The 21,289-nt window shown below is 46.8% G+C and carries 23 protein-coding genes and 1 tRNA gene; 14 read left to right on the top strand and 10 right to left on the bottom strand.

Annotated features, from left to right (window positions below; all coding sequences use genetic code 11):
* Window positions 1–683 precede the first annotated feature (683 nt).
* Complete coding sequence (locus tag AC1DLM_RS30330; RefSeq protein WP_441989506.1) at window positions 684–1,625, bottom strand: aldo/keto reductase family protein; 942 nt, start codon at window positions 1,623–1,625, stop codon at window positions 684–686.
* A 144-nt stretch (window positions 1,626–1,769) separates the two neighbouring features.
* Window positions 1,770–2,906 (bottom strand): GGDEF domain-containing protein, encoded by a 1,137-nt coding sequence (locus AC1DLM_RS30325; RefSeq protein ID WP_246302940.1) that lies wholly within the window; start codon window positions 2,904–2,906, stop codon window positions 1,770–1,772.
* 173 nt (window positions 2,907–3,079) lie between these two features.
* Here AC1DLM_RS30325 and AC1DLM_RS30320 point away from each other — a divergent pair, with 173 nt between their 5' ends.
* The 5 genes from AC1DLM_RS30320 to AC1DLM_RS30300 all read left to right on the top strand — a co-directional run bounded on the left by AC1DLM_RS30320 (window position 3,080) and on the right by AC1DLM_RS30300 (window position 9,571).
* On the top strand, window positions 3,080–4,243 hold the full coding sequence (locus AC1DLM_RS30320; protein ID WP_477572047.1) for a glycosyltransferase family 4 protein: 1,164 nt from the start codon (window positions 3,080–3,082) through the stop codon (window positions 4,241–4,243).
* Between the two features lie 25 nt (window positions 4,244–4,268).
* On the top strand, window positions 4,269–5,546 hold the full coding sequence (locus tag AC1DLM_RS30315; RefSeq protein ID WP_477572046.1) for a metallophosphoesterase family protein: 1,278 nt from the start codon (window positions 4,269–4,271) through the stop codon (window positions 5,544–5,546).
* Window positions 5,543–8,764 (top strand): AAA family ATPase, encoded by a 3,222-nt coding sequence (locus AC1DLM_RS30310; protein ID WP_477572045.1) that lies wholly within the window; start codon window positions 5,543–5,545, stop codon window positions 8,762–8,764. Before AC1DLM_RS30315 ends, AC1DLM_RS30310 begins: the two co-directional genes overlap by 4 nt.
* Window positions 8,765–8,827: 63 nt before the next feature.
* Window positions 8,828–9,103, top strand: a complete 276-nt coding sequence (locus tag AC1DLM_RS30305) for a hypothetical protein (RefSeq protein ID WP_477572044.1) — start codon at window positions 8,828–8,830, stop codon at window positions 9,101–9,103.
* Window positions 9,104–9,133: 30 nt separating this feature from the next.
* Window positions 9,134–9,571: a hypothetical protein gene (locus AC1DLM_RS30300; RefSeq protein ID WP_477572043.1), complete on the top strand. Its 438-nt coding sequence runs from the start codon at window positions 9,134–9,136 to the stop codon at window positions 9,569–9,571.
* Here AC1DLM_RS30300 and AC1DLM_RS30295 read toward each other — a convergent pair.
* On the bottom strand, window positions 9,503–10,543 hold the full coding sequence (locus AC1DLM_RS30295) for a YkvI family membrane protein (protein ID WP_477572042.1): 1,041 nt from the start codon (window positions 10,541–10,543) through the stop codon (window positions 9,503–9,505). The genes AC1DLM_RS30300 and AC1DLM_RS30295 overlap by 69 nt on opposite strands.
* A gap of 144 nt (window positions 10,544–10,687) precedes the next feature.
* On the opposite strand from AC1DLM_RS30295, the gene AC1DLM_RS30290 reads away from it, so the two are divergent.
* Window positions 10,688–11,323, top strand: coding sequence for a DedA family protein (locus AC1DLM_RS30290; protein WP_441989514.1), 636 nt, complete (start codon window positions 10,688–10,690; stop codon window positions 11,321–11,323).
* Window positions 11,324–11,375: 52 nt separating this feature from the next.
* Here AC1DLM_RS30290 and AC1DLM_RS30285 read toward each other — a convergent pair whose 3' ends face one another.
* Window positions 11,376–12,089 carry a DUF4309 domain-containing protein gene (locus tag AC1DLM_RS30285; RefSeq protein ID WP_477572041.1) on the bottom strand — a complete coding sequence of 238 codons (714 nt, stop codon included), beginning with the start codon at window positions 12,087–12,089 and terminating at the stop codon, window positions 11,376–11,378.
* Window positions 12,090–12,354: 265 nt separating this feature from the next.
* On the opposite strand from AC1DLM_RS30285, the gene AC1DLM_RS30280 reads away from it, so the two are divergent.
* Both AC1DLM_RS30280 and AC1DLM_RS30275 read left to right on the top strand, forming a co-directional pair.
* Entirely contained in the window at window positions 12,355–12,924 is a 570-nt protein-coding gene (locus AC1DLM_RS30280) for a xanthine phosphoribosyltransferase (protein ID WP_441989516.1), read from the top strand.
* A gap of 80 nt (window positions 12,925–13,004) precedes the next feature.
* Entirely contained in the window at window positions 13,005–13,331 is a 327-nt protein-coding gene (locus tag AC1DLM_RS30275) for a hypothetical protein (RefSeq protein ID WP_056615938.1), read from the top strand.
* A gap of 81 nt (window positions 13,332–13,412) precedes the next feature.
* Here AC1DLM_RS30275 and AC1DLM_RS30270 read toward each other — a convergent pair whose 3' ends face one another.
* On the bottom strand, window positions 13,413–13,730 hold the full coding sequence (locus AC1DLM_RS30270; RefSeq protein ID WP_057309825.1) for a hypothetical protein: 318 nt from the start codon (window positions 13,728–13,730) through the stop codon (window positions 13,413–13,415).
* A gap of 176 nt (window positions 13,731–13,906) precedes the next feature.
* On the opposite strand from AC1DLM_RS30270, the gene AC1DLM_RS30265 reads away from it, so the two are divergent.
* Both AC1DLM_RS30265 and AC1DLM_RS30260 read left to right on the top strand, forming a co-directional pair.
* Window positions 13,907–14,170, top strand: coding sequence for a hypothetical protein (locus tag AC1DLM_RS30265; protein ID WP_056615932.1), 264 nt, complete (start codon window positions 13,907–13,909; stop codon window positions 14,168–14,170).
* A complete protein-coding gene (locus AC1DLM_RS30260) occupies window positions 14,157–14,942 on the top strand; it encodes an adenosylcobinamide amidohydrolase (protein WP_477572040.1) in 786 nt (261 codons plus the stop codon). The genes AC1DLM_RS30265 and AC1DLM_RS30260 overlap by 14 nt, the downstream gene beginning before the upstream one ends.
* 159 nt (window positions 14,943–15,101) lie before the next feature.
* Here AC1DLM_RS30260 and AC1DLM_RS30255 read toward each other — a convergent pair whose 3' ends face one another.
* Window positions 15,102–15,287, bottom strand: coding sequence for a hypothetical protein (locus AC1DLM_RS30255; RefSeq protein WP_477572039.1), 186 nt, complete (start codon window positions 15,285–15,287; stop codon window positions 15,102–15,104).
* Window positions 15,288–15,398: 111 nt separating this feature from the next.
* On the opposite strand from AC1DLM_RS30255, the gene AC1DLM_RS30250 reads away from it, so the two are divergent.
* Together AC1DLM_RS30250 and AC1DLM_RS30245 are read left to right on the top strand one after the other, a co-directional pair.
* Window positions 15,399–15,482 (top strand) — tRNA-Leu (locus tag AC1DLM_RS30250).
* 142 nt (window positions 15,483–15,624) lie between these two features.
* On the top strand, window positions 15,625–16,278 hold the full coding sequence (locus AC1DLM_RS30245; protein WP_477572038.1) for a Bax inhibitor-1/YccA family protein: 654 nt from the start codon (window positions 15,625–15,627) through the stop codon (window positions 16,276–16,278).
* Window positions 16,279–16,366: 88 nt separating this feature from the next.
* Here the strand turns inward: AC1DLM_RS30245 and AC1DLM_RS30240 are convergent, their stop codons facing one another.
* Window positions 16,367–16,591, bottom strand: a complete 225-nt coding sequence (locus AC1DLM_RS30240) for a hypothetical protein (RefSeq protein WP_441989519.1) — start codon at window positions 16,589–16,591, stop codon at window positions 16,367–16,369.
* Between the two features lie 167 nt (window positions 16,592–16,758).
* On the opposite strand from AC1DLM_RS30240, the gene AC1DLM_RS30235 reads away from it, so the two are divergent.
* Together AC1DLM_RS30235 and AC1DLM_RS30230 are read left to right on the top strand one after the other, a co-directional pair.
* On the top strand, window positions 16,759–17,040 hold the full coding sequence (locus AC1DLM_RS30235) for a hypothetical protein (protein ID WP_171634221.1): 282 nt from the start codon (window positions 16,759–16,761) through the stop codon (window positions 17,038–17,040).
* A 90-nt stretch (window positions 17,041–17,130) separates the two neighbouring features.
* A complete protein-coding gene (locus AC1DLM_RS30230) occupies window positions 17,131–17,322 on the top strand; it encodes a YqzE family protein (protein WP_441989520.1) in 192 nt (63 codons plus the stop codon).
* A gap of 331 nt (window positions 17,323–17,653) precedes the next feature.
* On the opposite strand, the gene AC1DLM_RS30225 is transcribed toward AC1DLM_RS30230, so the two are convergent.
* From AC1DLM_RS30225 to AC1DLM_RS30215, 3 genes are all read right to left on the bottom strand, one after another.
* Window positions 17,654–18,595, bottom strand: a complete 942-nt coding sequence (locus tag AC1DLM_RS30225; protein ID WP_477572037.1) for a hypothetical protein — start codon at window positions 18,593–18,595, stop codon at window positions 17,654–17,656.
* A gap of 116 nt (window positions 18,596–18,711) precedes the next feature.
* Window positions 18,712–19,713 (bottom strand): YqhG family protein, encoded by a 1,002-nt coding sequence (locus tag AC1DLM_RS30220; protein ID WP_477572036.1) that lies wholly within the window; start codon window positions 19,711–19,713, stop codon window positions 18,712–18,714.
* On the bottom strand, window positions 19,710–21,289 hold a 1,580-nt coding region (locus AC1DLM_RS30215), incomplete at its 5' end, for a DEAD/DEAH box helicase (RefSeq protein ID WP_477572035.1). The genes AC1DLM_RS30215 and AC1DLM_RS30220, both read right to left, overlap by 4 nt.

Genomic DNA, 21,289 nt, shown 5'->3' with positions numbered 1-21,289 from the left:
ACCATAACCATAACCATAACCATAACCATAACCATAACCATAACCATAACCATAACCATAACCATAACCATAACCATAACCATAACCATAACCACATTCACAACCATATACGGCAAACCACCAATCACCACCCAACTACAACCCACAAGCCACAACGCACAACTACAAACCACCAATCGCCGACCACAGACTGTAACCCGTAACCCGTAACCCGTAACCCGTAACCCGTAACCCGTAACCCGTAACCCGTAACCCGTAACCCGTAACCCGTAACCCGTAACCCGCAGACTACAGACCGTCTACTAACTGCTACGAGAGCATTGAAAGGGTCAGATGTTAACTAGTTAAGTACTCTAAATGAATAGCTGTATTTTCTACAGTTAATTCTGTTGGATTCCGCATCATTTTCCGATTAGATGGATTTTCTGTAGTTAATTTCAGGAGTTTTTATCGATATGAGCTTATTTGGTGAAATTAACTACATTTTTTCCATTTAAATCAATTTTTTAGGGTTATTTGACTAAATTAGATGTACATTTTCCATTTAATTCGTGTGATAACCCCCCACCCCCCCCCCCCCACCCACCAACCCCACAAACCCAATCTAGCCAAACACGCAAAAAAACCTGCACAACGGCAGGTTTTTCATGATACGCATATCTCAAAAGTAGCTGGAGTTTCGCTTATCCTTGCAGAATGGTCTCAATGCTGCTAAGCACATCATCTGTCAAATGAATGCCGCTTGCATTGCAATTCTCAATGACTTGTTCCGGGCGGCTCGCACCAACGAGAGCACTGGATACGTTGTTTTGACGAAGGATCCAAGCGATCGCCAGCTGGGATACCTTAATGCCAAGTTCATCCGCAATACTGGATAACTGGGCTACTTTATGTAGAGAAACTTCGTTCAGCTGCTTTTCATCCCAGTTTTTGCTGCTGGCCCGGCTATCGGCGGCGATTGGCTGCCCTGCACGGTATTTGCCAGTCAGGAGGCCTTGTGCAAGTGGAGAGAACACGACCTGGCCGAAGCCCTTCGTTTCGCCGAGCGGAATGATATCTTTTTCAATATAGCGATTGAACATATTGTATACGGGCTGATTCACGATTAGCTTATCGAGCAATAACTTATCAGCAAGCGCATAAGCCTCCACAATTTGAGCTGGAGTCCACTCACTTACGCCGATATAAAGCACCTTGCCTTGAGTGACTAAATCGTCAAGCGCACGTAACGTTTCTTCCAGCGGTGTTTCAGTGTCAAAACGGTGACAATAATAAATGTCAATGTAGTCCGCATTCAATCGTCGTAGGCTAGCTTCGGCTTGTTCTCTAATATGTTTACGGGAGAGTCCACGGTCGTTAGGGCCTTCGCCCATTTTACCAAAAACTTTCGTCGCTAGAACGTAGGATTCCCGAGGATATGCGGATAGGACTTTACCCATAACCTGCTCGGCTTCACCGCGTTCATACACATTAGCTGTATCGAAAAAGTTAACTCCCAGATCGTATGCTTGCTCAATGGAACGTACTGCAGGGTCTTCCCCAACATACCCGCCATAAGTAAGCCAACTGCCTAGACTGATTTCACTAACTTTGAGACCACTATTACCAAGTTTCCGATATTGCATCTTGTATTGCCTCCTGCTCTAACATGGAATTTGTACGGGATTGTCTGTACATGATCTATTATAAAGCATGGAACGAGAAGACATAAGAACTGAAAAGCAAGTGAGTTACTTACCTCCAGGTGCGGTACTTAACAACTCAGTGTATTAGGCAAACTTCACAACTTTGTTTTTTCCTGTTGTCTTGGCACGATACATGGCTTCATCCGCTTGTTTGATGAGTTCTTCCGCACTTAAGCCAGTCTTGTATTTGCTGTACCCGATACTCGCGGTTACGATCGTTTCTTTCTCAATGCGGCTGCGGATTCGCTCAGCGAATGCGTCCATTTTCACGCTGGGATCGGACACCAAGATCACCATTTCTTCACCGCCATAGCGGCCCGCAATCCCGCATTCTTCAGCTTCGTCCTTCATAATTTGCGCAACCTGCTTGAGCACATTATCACCCATCTGATGTCCTTGCGTATCGTTTAACTTTTTGAAATTATCGATATCACTGAACAAAATGTAAACTGGCAAGTGGCGCTGAACGTGCTGTGTAACACGGTTGTAGAAAAATCTGCGATTATAGAGTCGCGTCAAGCCGTCCGTAATCGATGAATTGTAGATGGCTTGCATGAGCTCAACGACACGTTCAAAGAGAATCATAAATAAGAGAAAGTAATAGATGACGGGCAGTATATTGACAGCCAGGATAAGCACAGGCTGTGCATTATCATACACATATGTATTTAGAAGTTGAGACGTCTGAAATAAAAAGTAAATCGTCAAAGCAAGCTGATATTTCATTTGCTGACCGATGTAAGGTGGAATCATATAGAAGCAGAGAAAAATGAGTACGAATACATATAACTCAAGTCCAATATTTTGCAGAAGACGAACCTGATGATCTGTCCCGCTGTATATATTAGGAACAATGAAATGAAGTGTAGAGACGACAAATCCCATGACGATTAAACCGTAGAAAAATGTATATTGTTTACGGTTCGTGCGATTATATAATTGATAAATTCCCATATTTATAAGTACAAATGAAATAATTTTGAGCATGATCTGCGAGTAATCAGCCAGGCTCGTGTGGATACTGCTAAACATGAAATATAGTTGAAGCAAAAAATGGATCCCTACGAAGATGAGCGATATCGTCATGGACATATACGCTTTTTTGCGTCGATCTAGAAACAAACGCAGTGAAATCACGAACATGAGTGCAACCATGACAACGATCATGGCATGGGATAGAAACGAAGCTAATTCACCGAAAAGTAAATCCATGATGTCCATGAGTTCCTCCAAGCAGGTCTATTTTTCCACAGAAGCAGACTCTATTATAAAGGAAAAAGCGGTGCAGGGATAGAACATTTGTGCTGTTGAGGTTGTGTTCTCTTTTCTATTCGTCCGACACAAGTTACAATAGGAATTGGTAAGCTCAAGGATTTGGGAGAGGGGCTCATGCAATGAACATATTGCAAGCATTATTTTTCCCCCCGGAACAACCGGGTGGGGTATCATCCATGGTTCCCTATATTTTGGAACGATTTAATAAAAAAGGTTGGGAAATGGAACTGTTTTCGCTGCCTAAGCGTATTCGCGGCAAGGGAACCGAGGACGTGTCATTCGCTACGTTTGATTGGCGGAAGTATKCCGGAAACCCAATTATCGATAAATACATTCAAACCTATAAAGATTATGTATGGTGGACAAAGCTCAGAATTTCTAAGAAATTTGATATTATACATGCCCATCATCCGATTGCTGCACTGGTTATGAAACAAATTTATCCAGATACACCTGTCATTTTGACCATTCACTCCAGTTTTGAGCGAGAGCTTATTTTAAACGGGCGTATTGCTGAAAATGGTATGGAGCATCAATTTCTAACCCAGATCTATGGGGAGTTAGAAGCGAAGGTAGATCAAATTATTACGGTATCAAATTCGTTTAAGCAGTACATGGCTGAATATGTGCAAGACAGTGAACGCATTGGCGTCATTCCAAATGGCTTTGATGAGAAGCGATTCCGTCCGATCTCACATGAAAATCAAGTCACGCAATTTATTACGGTTTGTCGTTTAGTTCCTGCGAAGGGCTTGGATACATTGCTGATTGCATGTGGCGAGCTGAAGAAACGCGGACATCCATTTGTTCTACATATTATTGGCGATGGTCCCAGTCGTGAGGAACTTGAGAAATTAGCCATCGAGCATAATATCTATGAAGATACGATTTTTTATGGATATATGCTCCATCCGGAAGAATTCATGCCATTCTTTGATGTGTTTGTTCTGCCATCTCGTGCGGAGGCCTTCGGGTCTGTATTCGCAGAAGCAGCGCTGTGCTGGTTAGCTTTGGTTGGTACAAATGTAGGTGGGATCGCTGAGCAAATTGAACATGGTCACAATGGATTGCTTGTACCTGTAGGGGATGCAATGGCATTAAGCCATGCTTTGGAGAAAGTCGTCATAGATCCTAGCTTCCGCTACAATTTAGCACGAGCTGCTTGGGAAAAGGCGAAAAAAACCTATTCATTGAATCGTGTACTTCGTCAATTGAAAAGCGTGTATGAACGCTATCAAGTAACGGAGCAAGCAGGTCAAGCAGAAGCAGGTCAACAGGAATAAGTTCATAAAGGAAGGCGTTAGAGCCATGAAACGACTGCGGTTTATACATGCTGCCGATTTGCACTTAGATAGCCCATTTAAAGGCATGTCGGCGCTTCCTGAACGGGTTCGAGAGCGAGTTCGAGAATCGACGTTCGAAGCGTTGAAGGAGCTTGTGGCGCTTGCGATACAAGAAAGAGTGGATTTTGTACTGATTAGTGGGGATGTCTATGATGTATCGGATCGTTCATTGCGGGCACAGATTCGTTTTCAAAAAGCAATGGAGCATTTGGCGGCTGAAGGCATTCCTGCTTATATCATACATGGTAATCATGACCCCGAGGATGGACGTGCCGCAAAGTTGGTTTGGCCGGCAGACGTTCATTTTTTTGCGTCTGAGCATGTGGAGACCTTACAGGTTGTGAAACAAGATCGCGGCATCATCGCCGAAATTCATGGGATTTCCTATGGGAGCTCGGCAGTAACAGAGAATCTCGCGTTGAAATTTAAAAGGGGTCAAGCAGGCGTGTGTCAGATTGGACTCTTGCATACGAATGTCGATGGAGATCCGCATCATGATAATTATGCCCCTTGCAGCAAGCAGGATTTAATCGATGCTGGCATGCATTACTGGGCACTTGGACATGTACATACAAGACAGGTTATGAACTACCAGCCAGCGATTGTGTATCCAGGCAACATCCAGGGCCGAAGTATTCGGGAAACCGGGCCTCGCGGCTGTTATCTCGTAGACATCGATGATAGTGGACGAGCGGAGCTTATTTTTCACGCATTGGACACGGTGCGGTGGTTTCAAGAAACACTATCTGTGAGCTCAATTCCGTCGGAGCAAATATTGAAAGATCGCTTGGGCGATTTAGTAGATCGGCTTCGTCAAGACGCTAACGGCCGAGATGGGATTGTGCGCATCGTATTGGAAGGCCGTAGTGAAATCCATGAGCGACTGCGTAAAGGCCGAGCCTTACAAGAATTAATGGATGAGTTAAGAGAAGATGAAGTGGAGCGGAGCAGCTTCGTGTGGATCGAATCGATCGAAGATCGAACGGCCAGTGAGCTTGATCTGGCAGCCGTTCTGGAAGAGAAGAGCTTCCTTGGCGATTTGTTAAGGTATGCGGCAGCGCTGCAAAGKGACGAATCCGCCTTGGAGAGCTTCACAGAAGAAGCTCTTGCTGCGCTGCAGGGAATGCCTCCATTCGCGGGGAATCCAGCTGCGGCAACGCCTGAACAGCTGAACGAATGGCTGCGTTCCGCAGAAGTGCTTGTTGCTGATCTACTAATCACGGATGGAGGGGGACCTGGATGAGAATTATCGCCATCCAAGTCGATGGATTTGGCAGCTTGCGTGATCGCCTGCTGCATACGGACAGTAATTTGGCCGTTTTCTACGGCGCCAACGAAGCGGGCAAGAGCACGCTCATGGGCTTCGTCCGCGCGGTGTTGTTCGGCTTTCCGACGCGAACGAATCGGTCGGAGCGTTACGAGCCGCTTGGCGGCGGCGCCCACGGTGGCGCCCTAACCCTGCTCGATGAGCAGGGTCAGCGCATCCGCGTTGAGCGCTACGACGCGCCCGCCACAGGCGGCAAACGAGCCTCTGCKGGGCTCGTTAAGGTCACGCTTGCCGATGGTACCACCGGCGGCGAAGAGCTGCTGAACACGCTGCTGGGCGGCCTCTCGGCCGACCTCTATCGCAGCTTGTTCGCTTTTGGTTTAACCGAGCTGCAGGAGCTTCGCTCCCTGCAGATGGACGAGCTCAGCGGCTATCTGTATAGCGCTGGGCTTGGTGTAAGCGGCTCGGCCATCATGGAGGCCGAGCGCAAGCTGACGGCGCAGGCCGACGGCCTGTACAGACCTCGCGGACGCAATCAGGAGATGAATCGTCTCCTGAAGGAGCTCGAGGGTCTGGAGCAGTCGCTGCGCCGMAGCCGTGATGGCGCAGCCGACTACGATCGGCTGCAAGAAGAGCGAAGCAAAGCGGAGGCGCGCGCTGCTGCCCTGGAGGGGCAGCAGGAGGCGCTGCGCGCGGAGCTGCACAAGCTCGGCCTGGCCGGCAAGGCGCGCAGCGGCTGGCTCCGCTTGCGGCAGATCGGCCGCGAGCTGGAGGGCCTGCCGGCGCGGCCAGGCTTCCCGGAGCAGGCCACGGCAAGGCTGGAGGCGCTCGAGGCCGAGCAGGAGCGCCTCCAAACGGAGCGCGACAAGCTGCAGCTGCGTGTGCAGAGCTTGCGCGGAGAGCTGGCTGCGCTCTTGCTGGAGCCGAAGGTACTCGCGCATGGGATCCAGCTGAACCACTTGCTGGAGCAAGCGGCTAGCTATGAGGAGCATAAGCGCCAGATTGAGCAGCTTGGGGTTGAGGTTGCCCACCAGCGTGCTCAAGTGGACAGACTGCTAGCCAATTTGGATGTGCAATGGGATGAGACCGATGTCGCTTCATTCGCTGTAACGATTTCACTTCGTGAACAAGTGCGTACGTATAAAGAACAATTCCGCAATCGATCAGAACTCGAACTCCGCATTGGAGCAGAGTTGGAGAGCTTGCATGCGCAGGTTACTCGAGGACAAGAGCAGGTCGGTCATCTTGAAGCAGCTTGCAAAGGATTACAAGCAAACTCGGAGATGATGGACGTTGATCCATTTATTCTATTACAGAAATTGACCTCAGATTATGGGCGTTGGCAACTAGTAACTAGTCAATTTACAAATCAACAAGATCGTCAGGCTGAACAAAATCTATACCTGCAAAGTCTCGAAGATGCAACGAAAGCTGGTAGAGATGCGACGCGTGCATTTCGTCAACGTATGATGATCGCAGCAGGCATTCTAGTACTTGTTACTCCGTTACTTATTGGATGGCAGGGAAATGGGCTTGCAGCTGCAATCGTTTTCCTTATTTTTGCAGGAGTAACTTGCTATATTTGGCTTATGGGTCGTCAAGTGGAAGGGAGTAGAGCTTCTCGTGCCATGCCCTCCACCATTGTCCAAGATCATCGTTTGGAGCAGGAACTCGTGCAGCTGGAACGCCGTATTCAGGAGCAACTGCGCCATTTTGAACAAGTACACTATCAGCAATCTAACCTTCAAGAAGCGGCCGCTGCTACAGAATTTAACAAGCAAGGATCCTATCGAAATGCAAGTGTGTCGATTCAAGACCTGCAGCCACATCTGGATGCTTGGTTCCGTGAGGTAGATCAAAGCAAGCATGTCCATAGTGAGCAGCTTCGCAAGCTCGAGAAACTAAGGGATGCACGGGAACATTTGCAGCTGCTTCAGCAGCAAGTTGAGCAACGTATCCGCTACGCGAATGAAGTCAAAAAAGACTCGCTTCAGTTACATACGGCCTGGGAGGAATGGTTGCAAAGTCTAGGGGTAGGCTCACATTTGTCAACAGATGCCTTGCTAGAAACGATTCAGGTCATCGAGTTAGCACAAGATGGGCTGCGACAACTTCACAAAATGACTTCCAAGTTAGACATGTTAACGGAAAATGTTCATACCTATGAAGAAACGGTTCGAAAACTGCTTGAATTGCCTCCTTCCAACCATGATTATTTGTTTGCTTTGAAGCGATGGAAAGAAGATGAGCAGCGGCAGCACGAACGCATCGCGGAACACAGGAAAACCGAACAACAGATCGTAGAGACAGAACAAGCGCTTTTGCTAGCTCAGCAATATATGGATCGGACACAAACCCGACTAGATCAACTCTTACAGGAAGCCACTGCGCAAGACGGTGAGCAACTGCGAATTTTGGAACGGGAACAGCTGGAACGCAAGAAGCTTGAAGATGAAAGCCGTGTACTTGAAGCCTCCTTTGAGTCGTTAGTAAGCCGGTCTTTAATGGCGAGCTTTACGGAGCTGATGGAAACACAGGGAGAAGAAGATCTGGCTCTTCTAGCTGTTTCGCTGCAAGAGAAGCTGTCGGAGACGATCTCGCAAGCGAATGAGCACAGAGAGATTATTGGCAAACTTTCGGGTCAGATTGAGAAGCTGGAGCAAGGGGCGGAAGCGGCGAATCTGCGACTGCAGGCGGAAGGGATTCGAACGACGTTATCTCAGCAAGTAAATCAATATGCGGTTGCTTCGTTCGCTGCACTCCTATTGAAAAAGGCGCGTGATATGTACGAAAAAGATCGTCAACCAGGCGTGCTTTTGCGGGCTTCTGCGTATTTCGCAATGATGACGAATGGGGCATTCGAGGCTGTAAAGGCACCATTTGGCGAGCAAAGATTACTAGCAGTTAGAGCAAATGGACAACAAGTGGACACGAATCAACTTAGTCGCGGGACAGCCGAGCAATTGTATTTATCCATGCGTTTTGCACTTGTAGAAGAGTATGGCGGCAAAGCCATTTTACCGCTGGTTTTGGATGATATTCTCGTGAATTTCGATGAGGAACGGATGGAGAGTTGTTTACGTGTCCTCGCTGATTTGAGTAAGCGTCATCAGGTGCTGTTATTTACTTGTCATGGGCATGTGCGCGATGCGGCAGCAAATGTAATTCCTGATCACCTGTATATTCAATTATAGAGGTTGTCCGAACTGGACTTTTCAACACGCAATTATAGAAACCTGGGACGGGAGGCCTCGAACGTGGAAGGAAACGATAAGAGGAAAGATCACCGAGAAATTTCCTATCAAGTCGGATGGAAAAAAGGCAAGATTCAGTGGAATGAGGGAGCGACTGACGCGCTCCGAGTTCAAAAGGGCAATCAAGAGGACGAGGAGATCGAAAAGAAAAGCCTGCAGCTGCTGTGGTTTCCAGCGATGAAGCTTCCTCACGTGATGATCCTGCCCTTGCTTTATGCGCTCCCAGTCATAAGTTTTGGCTGCACGTTATTGCTCATCTACGGCTTGCGTCAACGCTAGCTTAAGGTCAGATGAAAGGAGGGGTTATGAATGAATTTATTTTTAGCCATTCTAGGAGCGGTGGTCGGTCTGTTTGTGACAGGTGCCGGCATCTATACCGCATGGACGGTACATCAGCTATGGAGGCAGCAAGCTGCCTCGCCAAGAGCCGTCGGCCAAGCCCAGATTGCGGTTACCTATTTCTCCCGATGGACAATCATTGATTACTCCGTCGTTGGTTTATTTATCATAGGGCTTCTACTCATGATTTCCATGCTAATAGCTGTTGGTCGCGATCATACGGAAATTGCGAATTTCCACTGGGGCTATTTGGTTACAGGTATTATTCTTTCTGCGATGGGAATGTTGCTTTTATTCATACGGTTAGTTATCGTACTCAGCTTCCCGTCAGGGAATGCCCTACAACGTACTTCGCCGGTTGCGCCAGATCATCAGCACGAGCCAAACGACACTCACCACGCCAAATAGCGGGTATAACGCGGTTAACAGCGTTTTAAAACCGATGTGGCTGATGGCATAGCTAAGAAGTAAAATGGCGATGAGCAACAATTTGGGAGGTATCTTGATTCGTTGCTGGAGCTGCATGGATAAGCCATAGGCATCCCCGATAAAGGTCGTGAATATTTCGCCGTAAATAACGAGTAAATAGGCGACTTGCGGGAAATAACCTAGTTTGGTCATAATATTTCCCATCGGAATTTCAAATTGTGCGATGCCCGGCATTTGTGCAGATAGGGCATAATGTGCCGCTAGTAGAAGTAACCCAATGCCTGCACCTCCAAGCAAGCCACCCCAGTAGAGCACAGACCGATCGCGAATCGCGCCTCCCATTGGAACGAGTACAGCTTGTGCCATGGCCAAATTAAAGGCTGTGTAAAGAAATGGTGCAAACCAAACGCGTACAAGAGAATCTTCGCTTGAGATACGCAGCCAGTTGCCAGACGTTGGTGATTGCCAGGTGTACACGACAATGACGACGCTGAAGAGCAACATAATGGGAACAACAATAGAGTTTACGGTCATGATGGCTTTGATCCCACGCGTTAGAATGACATAAGAAAGTACAAGCGTGATCAGTAGTCCTGTGGTGTACGAGAGGTGGAGCTGTTCCTCAAAAACTGTGCCTGCACCTGCTAACATAACGGTTGTGATGCCAAAAAGAACAACCATCATAAACAAGCTGATCCATTTTCCGATTTTTTCGCCAAAAAGTACTTTATTTAAATCCTCATAGGATTCTGCTTTCAAGTCATGTGCCATAAGCATAAGTTGTATGCCAATCCAAATGAACAACACGGTTGATAAAGCGATCGTTAATGTAGCGAGCGAGCCATAGCGAGTGAAGAATTGAAGAATTTCTTGCCCGGAAGCAAACCCAGCCCCAACGACGGTCCCGATGTAGGTGAAGGCAACACGGACAATCTGTGCATGATTTCGCATATATTGCCTCGCTTTCTTTCGTTTGATATAGTACAAGGTATGTTTGTACACAAGCTTGCATGACTGTAACTTAGGTCGAGCATTCTTTAAGTCCCATTACGCAGCGAAGAGGCAGTTGAAGTTAAACTCGGGAGAGTGTAGGTTGTGAAGGAATTCCTGTTTGATTTTATTAGCCAATATGGTTATGTTGCCTTATATCTCTTGTTGTCCGCCGGGATGCTTGGCGTTCCAATTCCTGATGAGACCTTGATGGTCTTTATCGGTTCTTTGACCGCTTGGGGAGGCCCTTTTGACTTCGGCCCTACATTAGCCGTTATTTATGCAGGGACCATGACGGGCATGACGGTTAGTTATTTGATTGGTCATCGTGTAGGTAAACCGTTTCTCAATCGGTATGGCAAATGGGTCAAACTAACGCCGGAACGAATCGAGAGAGCGGAAGGCTGGTTTAAGAAATACGGTCTGTGGACGGTTTTCTTCGGTTATTTCGTACCTGGCGTACGACATTTTACTTGTTATTTGTCTGGCGTTAGCGGTGTGAAGTTTTATAAGTATATTTTGTATGCGGGAACCGGAGCGCTGCTTTGGTGTACAACCTTTGTGACGCTGGGGAGATTTATCGGCAATAATTTTGAAAGTTTTTTACATTTGTTTCATACCTATATGGGAATTTCATTATTCATATTGGTCATACTAGCTGCTATTGGCGTACTGATCTACCTTCGCTTTCGCAAACATCACATTGTTATACTGAAACGTAAACCGAAAAAAAGACCATGAATTTCAACCTATAAGGCTGAATTCATGGTCTTCTGTTTTATTGAAGAAGGAACTACGAGTTTGCAAAAAGCTTAATGGATTGGATCGTATTGTCATGCGGGTCGATATCGATCTTAAGCAAAGTGCCTTGTGCTTTATAAGAAAGCACWTAGGTGGAGTTCGTATCAGGCTTGCCTAGGATGGCGATTGCATCCTGCTGACTTTGCCCTAAACGTAAGCCATGCAGTCCTGGGTCAATGTCAATCGAGTGCACATCTACGAATTCAAGCGTTCCTTTACTATTGAAACCAACTGAAAAGTCGTTGAAATCATAAACCTCTATATTGTCTTCTTCCATGACGAATTGCTTCTTCACTTTACCAAAACGCTCCAAGACGGAAGATTTCGGGGTGCCAAGCTTTAATCCCATTAAGGTAGGCTTTTCTTGCTGATAAGCATCCTCAGCTTTAATCTTCGGCTTAGCGGTGGGCTTTGGACTTGTGATAATTTGCGACGGGACATCACCTTGATCGACTTTGGTAATACCAGCTACCTGTGCTTCATGCTTCATGCTTTCGTCTACCGCTGGTGTGGCTGTCGKGGTTACGACGGTAATCGGAGGCGTGGTTTCCTGGTTTACCTGTGAAGGTACATACGTTGTTGTTACGTCTATGGTAGCCTTTGGAGCAGGAGCAGATGATTCTTGGCATCCAGTCACCAAGAATGATGCAATTGCAACAGGCATACAGCCTATAAGGATGGGTCTAATTAGGTTGTTCATTGCCATCTATCCTTTCCTCCGAAGAGTAGTTGTTGTGAAAATAGTAGTAAGATTAATGATACTGTTTTATCGAAGGTTTTCAATGCATCTTCGTGCCCAAATGTGAGCAATTCTAGAACGAATTCCAATTGCGATAGAACCTCATATATATATAGACACCTCGAAAGCCCAAAAAGTTTCAGTGTTTTTTGTTATTTTCTAATTGGACTTGAAAGAGGCAGGAGCAATATGGTAACTTACTCATAATAGAACGCTATAGGGGGCCGATTTCATGGAGTTATTAAAACAGCGGATCTTAGAGGTCGGAATCGTTGCTTCTGATCAAGTACTTAAACTTGATGCTATTTTGAATCACCAAGTAGATCCTGTTCTCATCATGGAGATGGGAAAAGAATTTGCAAGATTGTTTAGAGAAACCAAGCCAGACAAAGTATTGACTGTGGAATCTTCCGGTATTCCTATTGCGTATACGACGGCCTTGCAACTTGGCGTTCCCATGGTTTTTGCTCGCCGCAAGAAGACGTTGACGATGGATCAAGATACGTATAGTGAGCGTGTTCCTTCTTTTACTAAAGGAATTGTTACTGATATTATGGTGTCCTCGCATTTGCTGGGACAAGGTGAGCGTATCTTACTGATTGATGACTTTATCGCCAACGGGGATGCTGCACGCGGCTTAATTCGCATTGTGGAAAAAGCAGAAGCAGAGCTTGTCGGTGTCGGAATTGTTGTTGAGAAATCCTTTCAAAATGGCGGTAAATCCATTCGTGAACGCGGTATCCGCGTAGAGTCACTCGCTCGAATTGCTTCACTTGCGAACGGTCAGATCACTTTTGACTGATTTTACATGACGAGAATGACTTCCCTGAAACCGATTTATCCTTTATAATGATTACAAGGTAGGAGAGGAGGCTGACATCTATGGGTATCGAAAATGGTTCCATTGACTATTTTATGACAAAGCTAGGGGAAGCAAAGACTCACTTTGAACGTGCGCTTGATTGTAAACATACAGAGTTTGATGACCTGTATCCGTATATGATTGAACACCCTCAATTTTTCTGGTATAAGCGCTATGTAGCCTGGTCCGAGTTGTTAACAATCGTGAAGCTTTGTACGGAGCTGACAATCGAGTGGGAGCAGCAGTTCTCTGTTGCACAATCGGATTATATTAAGAAACGTGTGATGTCAAGCAAAGTCCTTGATTTCTGGTTTGAAACGAACGATTCGAAAGAGCATGTAAGTTAAATAACCCATATATGACAAAAGGCCAATGAATTCCATAAGGATTCTTGGCCTTTTTACTGTTTTGCAAATGGTCGGCTACCGTTAGATGCCATTCTCTAAAACGTTCATCGTTTCGATATGCCGCTTCGTTTGTTCAGAACCAAGTCGGTGCAGCGTACGATACACTTCGGTTAAATAGTAATCATATTCCTGATTCGTTTCGTTGGAGTAGTACACTTTCCAGGGGAGCCAGGAAGTCGCGTAGCTGCCTTGAGACGAATTATCGGTTTCCTCAAAAAGCTCCTGCAGTTTGGCGATATCATCTTCCGTTGCGGATATTTCGAATTCATAATCAAGTGCTGTGCTGTCTTCGAGTACTTCTCCAGTGCCTACATTGATGTAGTACGTTCTCTTCTCCATTGTAATATCCCCCTTACGGTAGGCATGAGTTAGCCTTTGCCTTATCGCGTGCTTCGTCCTCGTTAAGTTAACCGAAGATGAATGGATTTATGTAAAGTTTCACCGAATCGCGAATTGGTGTATGCTTAGGAAGAATAGATGATTTTAATTATGCCTATAATGGAGGTGCTACATAGATGATTACAGAAGAACAATTGGATCAATATCGCGTAGATAGCACACTGCTGCGTGTCATTCGAGATGTCAGTCCAGCGAACGATGTGCGTGGCATTGTTGTAGCTTGGGATGATGAGACGGTTCTTATTCGCAAAAAAAACCGAAGAGTCGTCAAGCTTGCCCGCGGATACGTGTATCAGCCTTATGAGAATGAAAGGCCGCCAGCGTTCATGTTGCCTCAGGAAACGATAGCGCCGGATGATTTGTCCGATGATGCAGAGTGAGGGAGAGGAAACTTCCACTAGAAGTTTAATCGCTGGTGTTGGGATGAAGCAAGTGGTATCGCCACACGGGCGATATATGCAGATTACTAGTGACAATCCGCTGCGAACATTGAATTCCTCTCCGTGGGGTGGTGGTTTTGGTCACCATCGGGTGTTGATGAATCGACAAGTGGACAAGTCGTATAACGAAACCGACCCGTTGGTAGAGATGGAAGCTTTCATTGTTCAAGAAGGGCTGAAGCCTCAAGATACGGCTGGTATGCTTACCGCGGCGTGGGTGAATGATGTTGGATTTAGCGAATTGGCCTGGCCACTTGCGGAAGAACATGGTGTCCAGTCGGTAGACGCGGTTAATGTGGACGAATCACTTCGTGTTGGCGCTTGGGTGACCGTCGGTCTGGGAAATAAAGCGCGAGCAGGGGCCATTTTGCCAGCCGCTTCGCTCTATCCAGGCACGATTAATACAATCGTTGTCATCGAAGGTAGTTTGACGGATGCGGCCATGGTAAATGCGGTTATTACCGCGACGGAAGCCAAAGCTGCAGCTTTGCAGTCATTGAATATTACCGTGAATGGTCAAATCGCAACAGGAACAACGACAGATGCCGTGTTGATTGCTGCAACAGGCAGAGGAACAACATTTCGCTATGCGGGTACAGCAACGACGCTGGGGTACTTGATTGGAAGAACTGTCCATGAAGCTATCCTAGCTTCTGGCCAGTTATATAAGCTTGAAATGAGCAAGCGTGATTGGTTGAATTCACAGGGGTAATGCACGTAAGAAAGGCGCTTCCAGCGGTGTAAGCCGAAAAAATCGAGTTGCGCGGGAGAAACGGCGTGTTTCATCAATGTAAGTCTTCAAAATGCCAACGAGGAGGGCCCCGCCACATAGCTGGCTCTTGGGCCCCCCTCGGTTGGTTAAGTATTCGGCTTACGTTTTACGAAACATGCCATATGAGAGACCGACGGCTAATGCATCCATGTCAGAGATATCGTCATCTTCATTCTCGTTTTTGAAATTCGGATCGTGAACGATCCCCTCTGCTTCACCCTCGGTCAAATGACGCTGATTGCCCGTATATTTCGGCTCTAGTGCTTTGATTTCTTCTTCATTCATAGGTCATACCTCCTTTGGGATTAGGTTTAGGAAGTGGTCACCGAATTATACCTAGTGACAAAAGTTTCATTGACGAGCTTTTGCGTCACATGGTATATTAATTTTGTAAACGCGATCATGGCGGAATTGGCAGACGCGCACGGTTCAGGTCCGTGTGGGCTTACCCCCGTGGAGGTTCGAGTCCTCTTGATCGCATCGCTCGAAACACCCTTTTCTGGTTTCTCAGGAAAGGGTGTTTTCTTGTCCAACCGTCCCCCTGTAGCGGTTTTCATGAATTACAGGTATAATACATAGGATAGATTGTACATTTCTTTATATCTAAAAGGAGCTGAATTGCATGGATAGAACAGTAACGATCACACAATCCGGCAGCTTTGCACATGTGCTTCAAACGTTTGCCATTTCCCTATTGGTTTCATTTCTTGGAACATTGATTGGCGCGATGGTTGTACCGCCATCCATGGTTATGCTTTTCGTCATTGCAGAGGTTGCGATGCTGGTAGCCGCTATCGTGATTCGCATTCGCGGCAAAAATATTGGTTACGGCTTTCTCTACGCATTTACAGCCATTTCGGGCGTGACGCTATATCCGGTCATCATGGCTTACGGCGGTCAGCTAGGGGCTAGCGTGGTATCGGGCGCTTTTTTTGCAACGGCAGCGATTTTCGGCTCATTGGCTTTCTATGCTCACCGTTCCCAGCGTGATTTCAGCTTCTTAGGCGGATTCTTGTTTGCAGGAACAATAGGACTTGTGCTCATGAGTGTGCTTGGTATGTTCTTACATTTTGGATCCATKATGAATTTGGTATGGTCCATGGTGGGGATTCTAATCTTCAGCGGCTGGGTGCTCTATGATGTGGCACAGTATCGTAATGGTGTCGCAGCGGAAGCCGTTCCACTTGCTGCATTGAATATTTATCTAGATTTTATTAACTTGTTCCTATATATTTTGCGGTTCATCGCTTCCATTGCGGGAATCAACAGAAATTAAAACATCGGATCAACACACGATGATAAAAAGCACGATGGCTCCGAACCACGCATGTGGGGGAGTGCATCGTGCTTTTTTTGCTGTCAGGCTAAGCTTTGCCTGGCAGCTTTTTCGTATGAAAAAAAGGAATGTCTCCTCGAAAACTTCGATTGATTTCCAGCAGGGTATAGATTAACTGGGTCAAATCTGTATGGTTCATACGAATTGTTAAAGGAACTAAATCCCGTTCTGACTTAATTCGGATCTCGAGTTTAAGATTGACTTCATCCATATAAATGTCAAGCTGCTCGGTTGCAAGCATTAGTTCCCACATTCAAACCAACACCTCTTTCTCTCTCTAGTTACTCTAGCTTATGTTTGTTGGACGGGATTAGAAGCAAATGCAACGATCCGGCGATAGGCTTTTTATTGAAATATGCACGATTTCATCTCTTGCCTCATACAATTTAATGATCCTAATTGAAAGAGGTGAGAAAACCTATGGCAACTTGTAGCACATGGATGTATAAAGGGATTTCGCCTTCMGTATTCAGAGCACTGCAGCAAGTAGGTAGGAGGCAGGGGTTCTCTATTCCTAACACAGCATCAGGCAAATTTACGATCTCAGTCGTCAGCATGAATGTTGGCTTCCAATATGCCTGGGATACGAATGCTCAAACMTTGCTGTTACAGTGCGATAATAAGCCAATGCTATTAGGCTGTGGCACGATTAAATCCTTTGCTGATAAAATTATTGCGGAGAGCGGCGGAAGACCAGGGTGAGTGGCAATAAGTAGCGGCCTGCCACCTGTCTTCGTGTAGTTTAAAGCCTTGTTGCTCTGGTTACAATAAGGGTAAAAGGCAGGTGGGCGTATGGCAAAAAGCGATGATCTTGTGAAGTACATAACCCAACAAGTCGTTACCTATATCGACACACCGAAGGAAGTTCGTCAACAAGCCAAAGCGTCGATGAAGGAACAACGTGAGGGTTGGCAGACACGGTGGTTTGGGATGCTGCCATTGGCGACGCGGATGTTGTTTGGGCGGACGAAGCCGAGAAAATGAGCATGGTGAAATGTGCAAAAAGTGGCTGTCACTTGTAGAATTTTCTACATGTGATCAGCCACTTTTTGTTGTGAAACAGATAACAGTTTGGTTAAGTGATGTCAAGTATTCCATCAGGGATCACACGTTATGCGAATCATAAAAGATGAGGGGATCGTAGGTGCGTTATTTACATAAAATCGAATCATTTTAGTGAGAAGGGGAACGAGAGTGCTCTATTTATACGAAGTTGCTAGTTTTCTGCGATTTTCGGCTAGATAAGACACTGACGTTCCCCTTCGGAACATTTTTGGCGCAAAGCTACAAAATAGCGTATCCTAGTTCCCTCTGACTACGGATAGATCTTCCCAAGCGCTAGCGAAGCATCCAATCCCACATAACGCGGGCCATCGTGATCGAGTATCAGATAGTTATCCMCATATATCCATTGTTGATAACCTAACACAGTTAACGGCATCGTCACCTGTTTATCATACAACTCCGTGACGTAGGTTAGATCACCTTGCTGCTCAAGGGCAATCTTGAGCTCAGGCAAGGTTGACACTTGCAGCGGTGTGCCTTTAATCCATGGCATCCGTTCATAAGGATCAAATGGGTGACGTATCAGACTCTGAGCAGTACCATGCGATAGATCGGATGAGACACTCAGATCATACGCCATGCGTGGCGTTGGATCCTCCGTCAGCGGAAGTAATTCTCCTGATTTGGCGTCGAGATAATAGGTCTCGTCATCCAGCACGATTTTCCAAACAGAAGTAAGGGTATCCATATATAAGCGTTCTTCAATGATCGTTTCATTTTGCACAAAATCGTCGTATAAGGTTCCTGAAGGGATGAGTTCTTGTTGCATCAAAGAGCGATACAACGTAGCCAAACTAAATAAAGGAGATTTGCCTGTCCCATATTCGGTCAAACGGAAACCGCCAGATTCGGTGGCATGCACAATCATGTAGCCCACTTCTTGACCTTGATCCGTGAGGATGACGACCCAGCCATGTGTGCCAGGTCCAAGTGGATAGCTGTTCCAGCGTGCGTTCAGCCAACCTGCAAAACCATCTTCCTTCGCAAGCGTCGATTGCCAATTACTGATTGTTGAACCGAATGATAATGTACTCGTCAAGTCCGGTGTTGAAGCTGCTGCTTTAGGTTCCTTCACTTGCGCCTGCGTAGGGCTTGTCCCGTTTAAGTTGTCAACAGCTGAAGTGTGTAAGGGCATGAAGCCAATACTGCACAAAATAATACAAGTGGCTGTCCAAGTGGTCCACGACTTCATCTTCGTTCACCTGCCTCTCGCTAACCTCTTAGTGTATGTGACTATTGTAATGCGTATGCCTTAAAAAGAATGTTAGAACCTGTTGCGGGTTATTTGCGAGGTTTTAGCGACTAGCGTCAGTTTCTGGATGCATTTCGACTCGCATTTAAGTGAAATAGTCCGCCATTGATGACGGATACAGCGATCCGTGGCTTATGCTGCCAATCGATCTCTTCCAAGCGATTCCGACACTGGATTTCGATTTCGTCTCTTTTGTCAGGTTCTGCTGCTAGTAAAAGGCCGTTGTAGTAGCCCTCCACACGATCGATTTCACTGCGATGCCGGGCATTCGCTTCATCGGCCCAGCGGTGGTCGTAGGTGCTGACTTTACGCTCAAGCGTCATCTCCAGGGCATTGATCGCCTTCGGAATGGAAATCGTATCCGGTAATATGTGACTATTCGCAGGAAGCTTCGGCGACAGACTTTTGGTTAGCATTTGCTTATGAAAATGCTCACGAATTTCACCGGTACTCAGCTGAATCGCAAGGGAATGAATTTCTGTCCGTTTCCGGTCACAGAGAAGCTCAACCTTGTAGTTCACACAGAGCCACGTATTGTAGACGAGGGAAGCATGGTAAGTTGCCCCCGTCGGGAAGGGCTCCTCGAATACATGTACGAACCGACCGCGCTCGCGAACGATCCCGAAGATCTGGTCAAGTCGTCGGCTACCGAAGGTGACTTCATCTTGTGGAACGCGCGCCGTGATGGTTGTCGGAACGAAGCCGAAGTAACGGCCAAGTATGCTGTCCGGCGCACTGCCTGCAGGACCACCAGCACCGCCAGTACCCGAAGGCCCGTAGCCAGTGGACGGAGGGCTTGGGACAGCGGTCACAGCCGCAGGTTTCGGCTTCGTTTCCAGCTTCATTTGCTCTGGATCGATCACGAATTTATACGTCATCGTTTCCGCAGCAKCACCTGTTCGCTCAATGAAGCTCCAATAATAGGGGCGGCCCGTCATTTCCCGATCTGCGTCGGGAGAGAGCTTGACCGTCACGGAGGCAGGTGTTTTCTCTAGAATCTGACAATCGTAGGCTTCCAGAAAACGCATCACGAACGAGTGGATGTTTCGTTTATTCATGGACCCACCTCCACAGCTGGGGAACCGCCTACAGCATCAAGGATGTCTTGGAACTTGGCGCCATATTGCGGATTTTGTTCGATCTCTTCTCTTACTTCGCTGATGGAATGTCCAAGTTCATCGATTTTACGGCGGATTTCMTCGCCAGAACCGGCTTCCATCACCATGCGGAACAGGGATGTTTCAAGCGAGCCACGTTTCTCGATTTTTTCCAAAATCGTATCCAGTTGCCCAATAACTAATTCAAACATATTGATTTTCTCGTGCAAGAGCGAGAGGATATGTTCTTCAATGGTATTCCTTGTGGATAAGTTGTAAATGTTCACATCATGCGTTTGCCCAAGGCGATGAACGCGACCGATCCGTTGTTCCACGCGCATAGGGTTCCACGGCAGATCGAAGTTGATCATGTTGTGGCAAAATTGCAGATTAATGCCCTCGCCACCTGCCTCGGTGGCTATAAGAACTTGTACCCGATTTCGGAACAAATCCATCATCCAGTCTTTTTTGCCGCGATTCATGCCGCCGCGATAGGGGACTGCCGTAATCTTATGTTCTTTGAGATAGTTCAATAAATATTCCTGCGATGCCCGATACTCCGTAAATATAATGACTTTATCATTGATGTCTTGGATAAGTCGCATCGTGGTTTCCGCTTTGCTATTGGACTTAATGCTGCGAATAAGCTCGACGAGCTCCCATATTTTGGGCCGCATCGGTGAATCTTCGGCTGTCTTCTTAAATAAATTGACCAATGTAATGAATACAGCGTCCCTCGAACTGCACACCTCACGCTGTAGGGTAATCATAGACAGCATCGAGCTAAGATCTCCGCCATTTTCTGAATAGCGCGAGCGTACGAAACTCGTAACCCCATCATAGAGTGCTTGCTCATCATCGGAGAGGGTGAGCGGGATATTACGCACAATCCGCTTCGTATAGTGAACACCCCCGTCTCCCCGACGGTTGCGGATCATGACTTTGGAAAGTTCTTGTTGCAGCTGAATCTCATTCTTCGGCGTACGCTTGCCTACAACGAAGTTGCTCTTGAAGCTGTTCTGCCCGCCAAGCTGACCTGGCTTCAGCAGCGTGATCAGATTGTAGAGCTCTTTGAGATCGTTCTGCACAGGCGTAGCTGTGAGGAGCAGGCAGTATTTTTTGCGCAGCTCGTTGACGAACGTGTAGTTAGTCGTTTTCTTATTCTTCAGCTTGTGCGCTTCATCGACGATGAGCATATCATATTCAAGGCCCATCACAATCTCGCGATGCGGGTCCCTTTTCGCTGTATCCATCGAGGCGACAATGATGTCGGCTTGCTGCCACATGTAGGCTTTTTTATGCGCAACGGCAGGGATGCCGAATTTGGTATTCAATTCCCGAACCCATTGCAACACAAGGGAAGCGGGTACAAGGATGAGCGTTTTGCGGACAAGCCCGCGGATCATGTATTCTTTTAAAATTAAACCAGCTTCAATGGTCTTCCCAAGTCCAACCTCATCGGCCAAAATAGCCCGACCACGCATTTCGTTAAGTACTCGTTTCGCTGTATCAATCTGATGCGCCATAGGTTCTAGTG

It is taken from the genome of Paenibacillus sp. 01T442, assembly GCF_056398345.1.
Note: the sequence above shows the minus strand (reverse complement) of the source record. Positions and strands in the feature narration are given on the sequence as shown.

Bases quoted from the DNA above. Each gene is read 5' to 3' on its own strand.
- AC1DLM_RS30330 (WP_441989506.1), bottom strand. From the start codon at position 1,625: ATGCAATATCGGAAACTTGGTAATAGTGGTCTCAAAGTTAGTGAAATC.
- AC1DLM_RS30240 (WP_441989519.1), bottom strand. From the start codon at position 16,591: ATGTGGGAACTAATGCTTGCAACCGAGCAGCTTGACATTTATATGGAT.
- AC1DLM_RS30300 (WP_477572043.1), top strand. From the start codon at position 9,134: ATGAATTTATTTTTAGCCATTCTAGGAGCGGTGGTCGGTCTGTTTGTG.
- AC1DLM_RS30325 (WP_246302940.1), bottom strand. From the start codon at position 2,906: ATGGACATCATGGATTTACTTTTCGGTGAATTAGCTTCGTTTCTATCC.
- AC1DLM_RS30260 (WP_477572040.1), top strand. From the start codon at position 14,157: ATGATGCAGAGTGAGGGAGAGGAAACTTCCACTAGAAGTTTAATCGCT.
- AC1DLM_RS30295 (WP_477572042.1), bottom strand. From the start codon at position 10,543: ATGCGAAATCATGCACAGATTGTCCGTGTTGCCTTCACCTACATCGGG.
- AC1DLM_RS30265 (WP_056615932.1), top strand. From the start codon at position 13,907: ATGATTACAGAAGAACAATTGGATCAATATCGCGTAGATAGCACACTG.
- AC1DLM_RS30255 (WP_477572039.1), bottom strand. From the start codon at position 15,287: ATGAATGAAGAAGAAATCAAAGCACTAGAGCCGAAATATACGGGCAAT.
- AC1DLM_RS30230 (WP_441989520.1), top strand. From the start codon at position 17,131: ATGGCAAAAAGCGATGATCTTGTGAAGTACATAACCCAACAAGTCGTT.
- AC1DLM_RS30280 (WP_441989516.1), top strand. From the start codon at position 12,355: ATGGAGTTATTAAAACAGCGGATCTTAGAGGTCGGAATCGTTGCTTCT.
- AC1DLM_RS30270 (WP_057309825.1), bottom strand. From the start codon at position 13,730: ATGGAGAAGAGAACGTACTACATCAATGTAGGCACTGGAGAAGTACTC.
- AC1DLM_RS30275 (WP_056615938.1), top strand. From the start codon at position 13,005: ATGGGTATCGAAAATGGTTCCATTGACTATTTTATGACAAAGCTAGGG.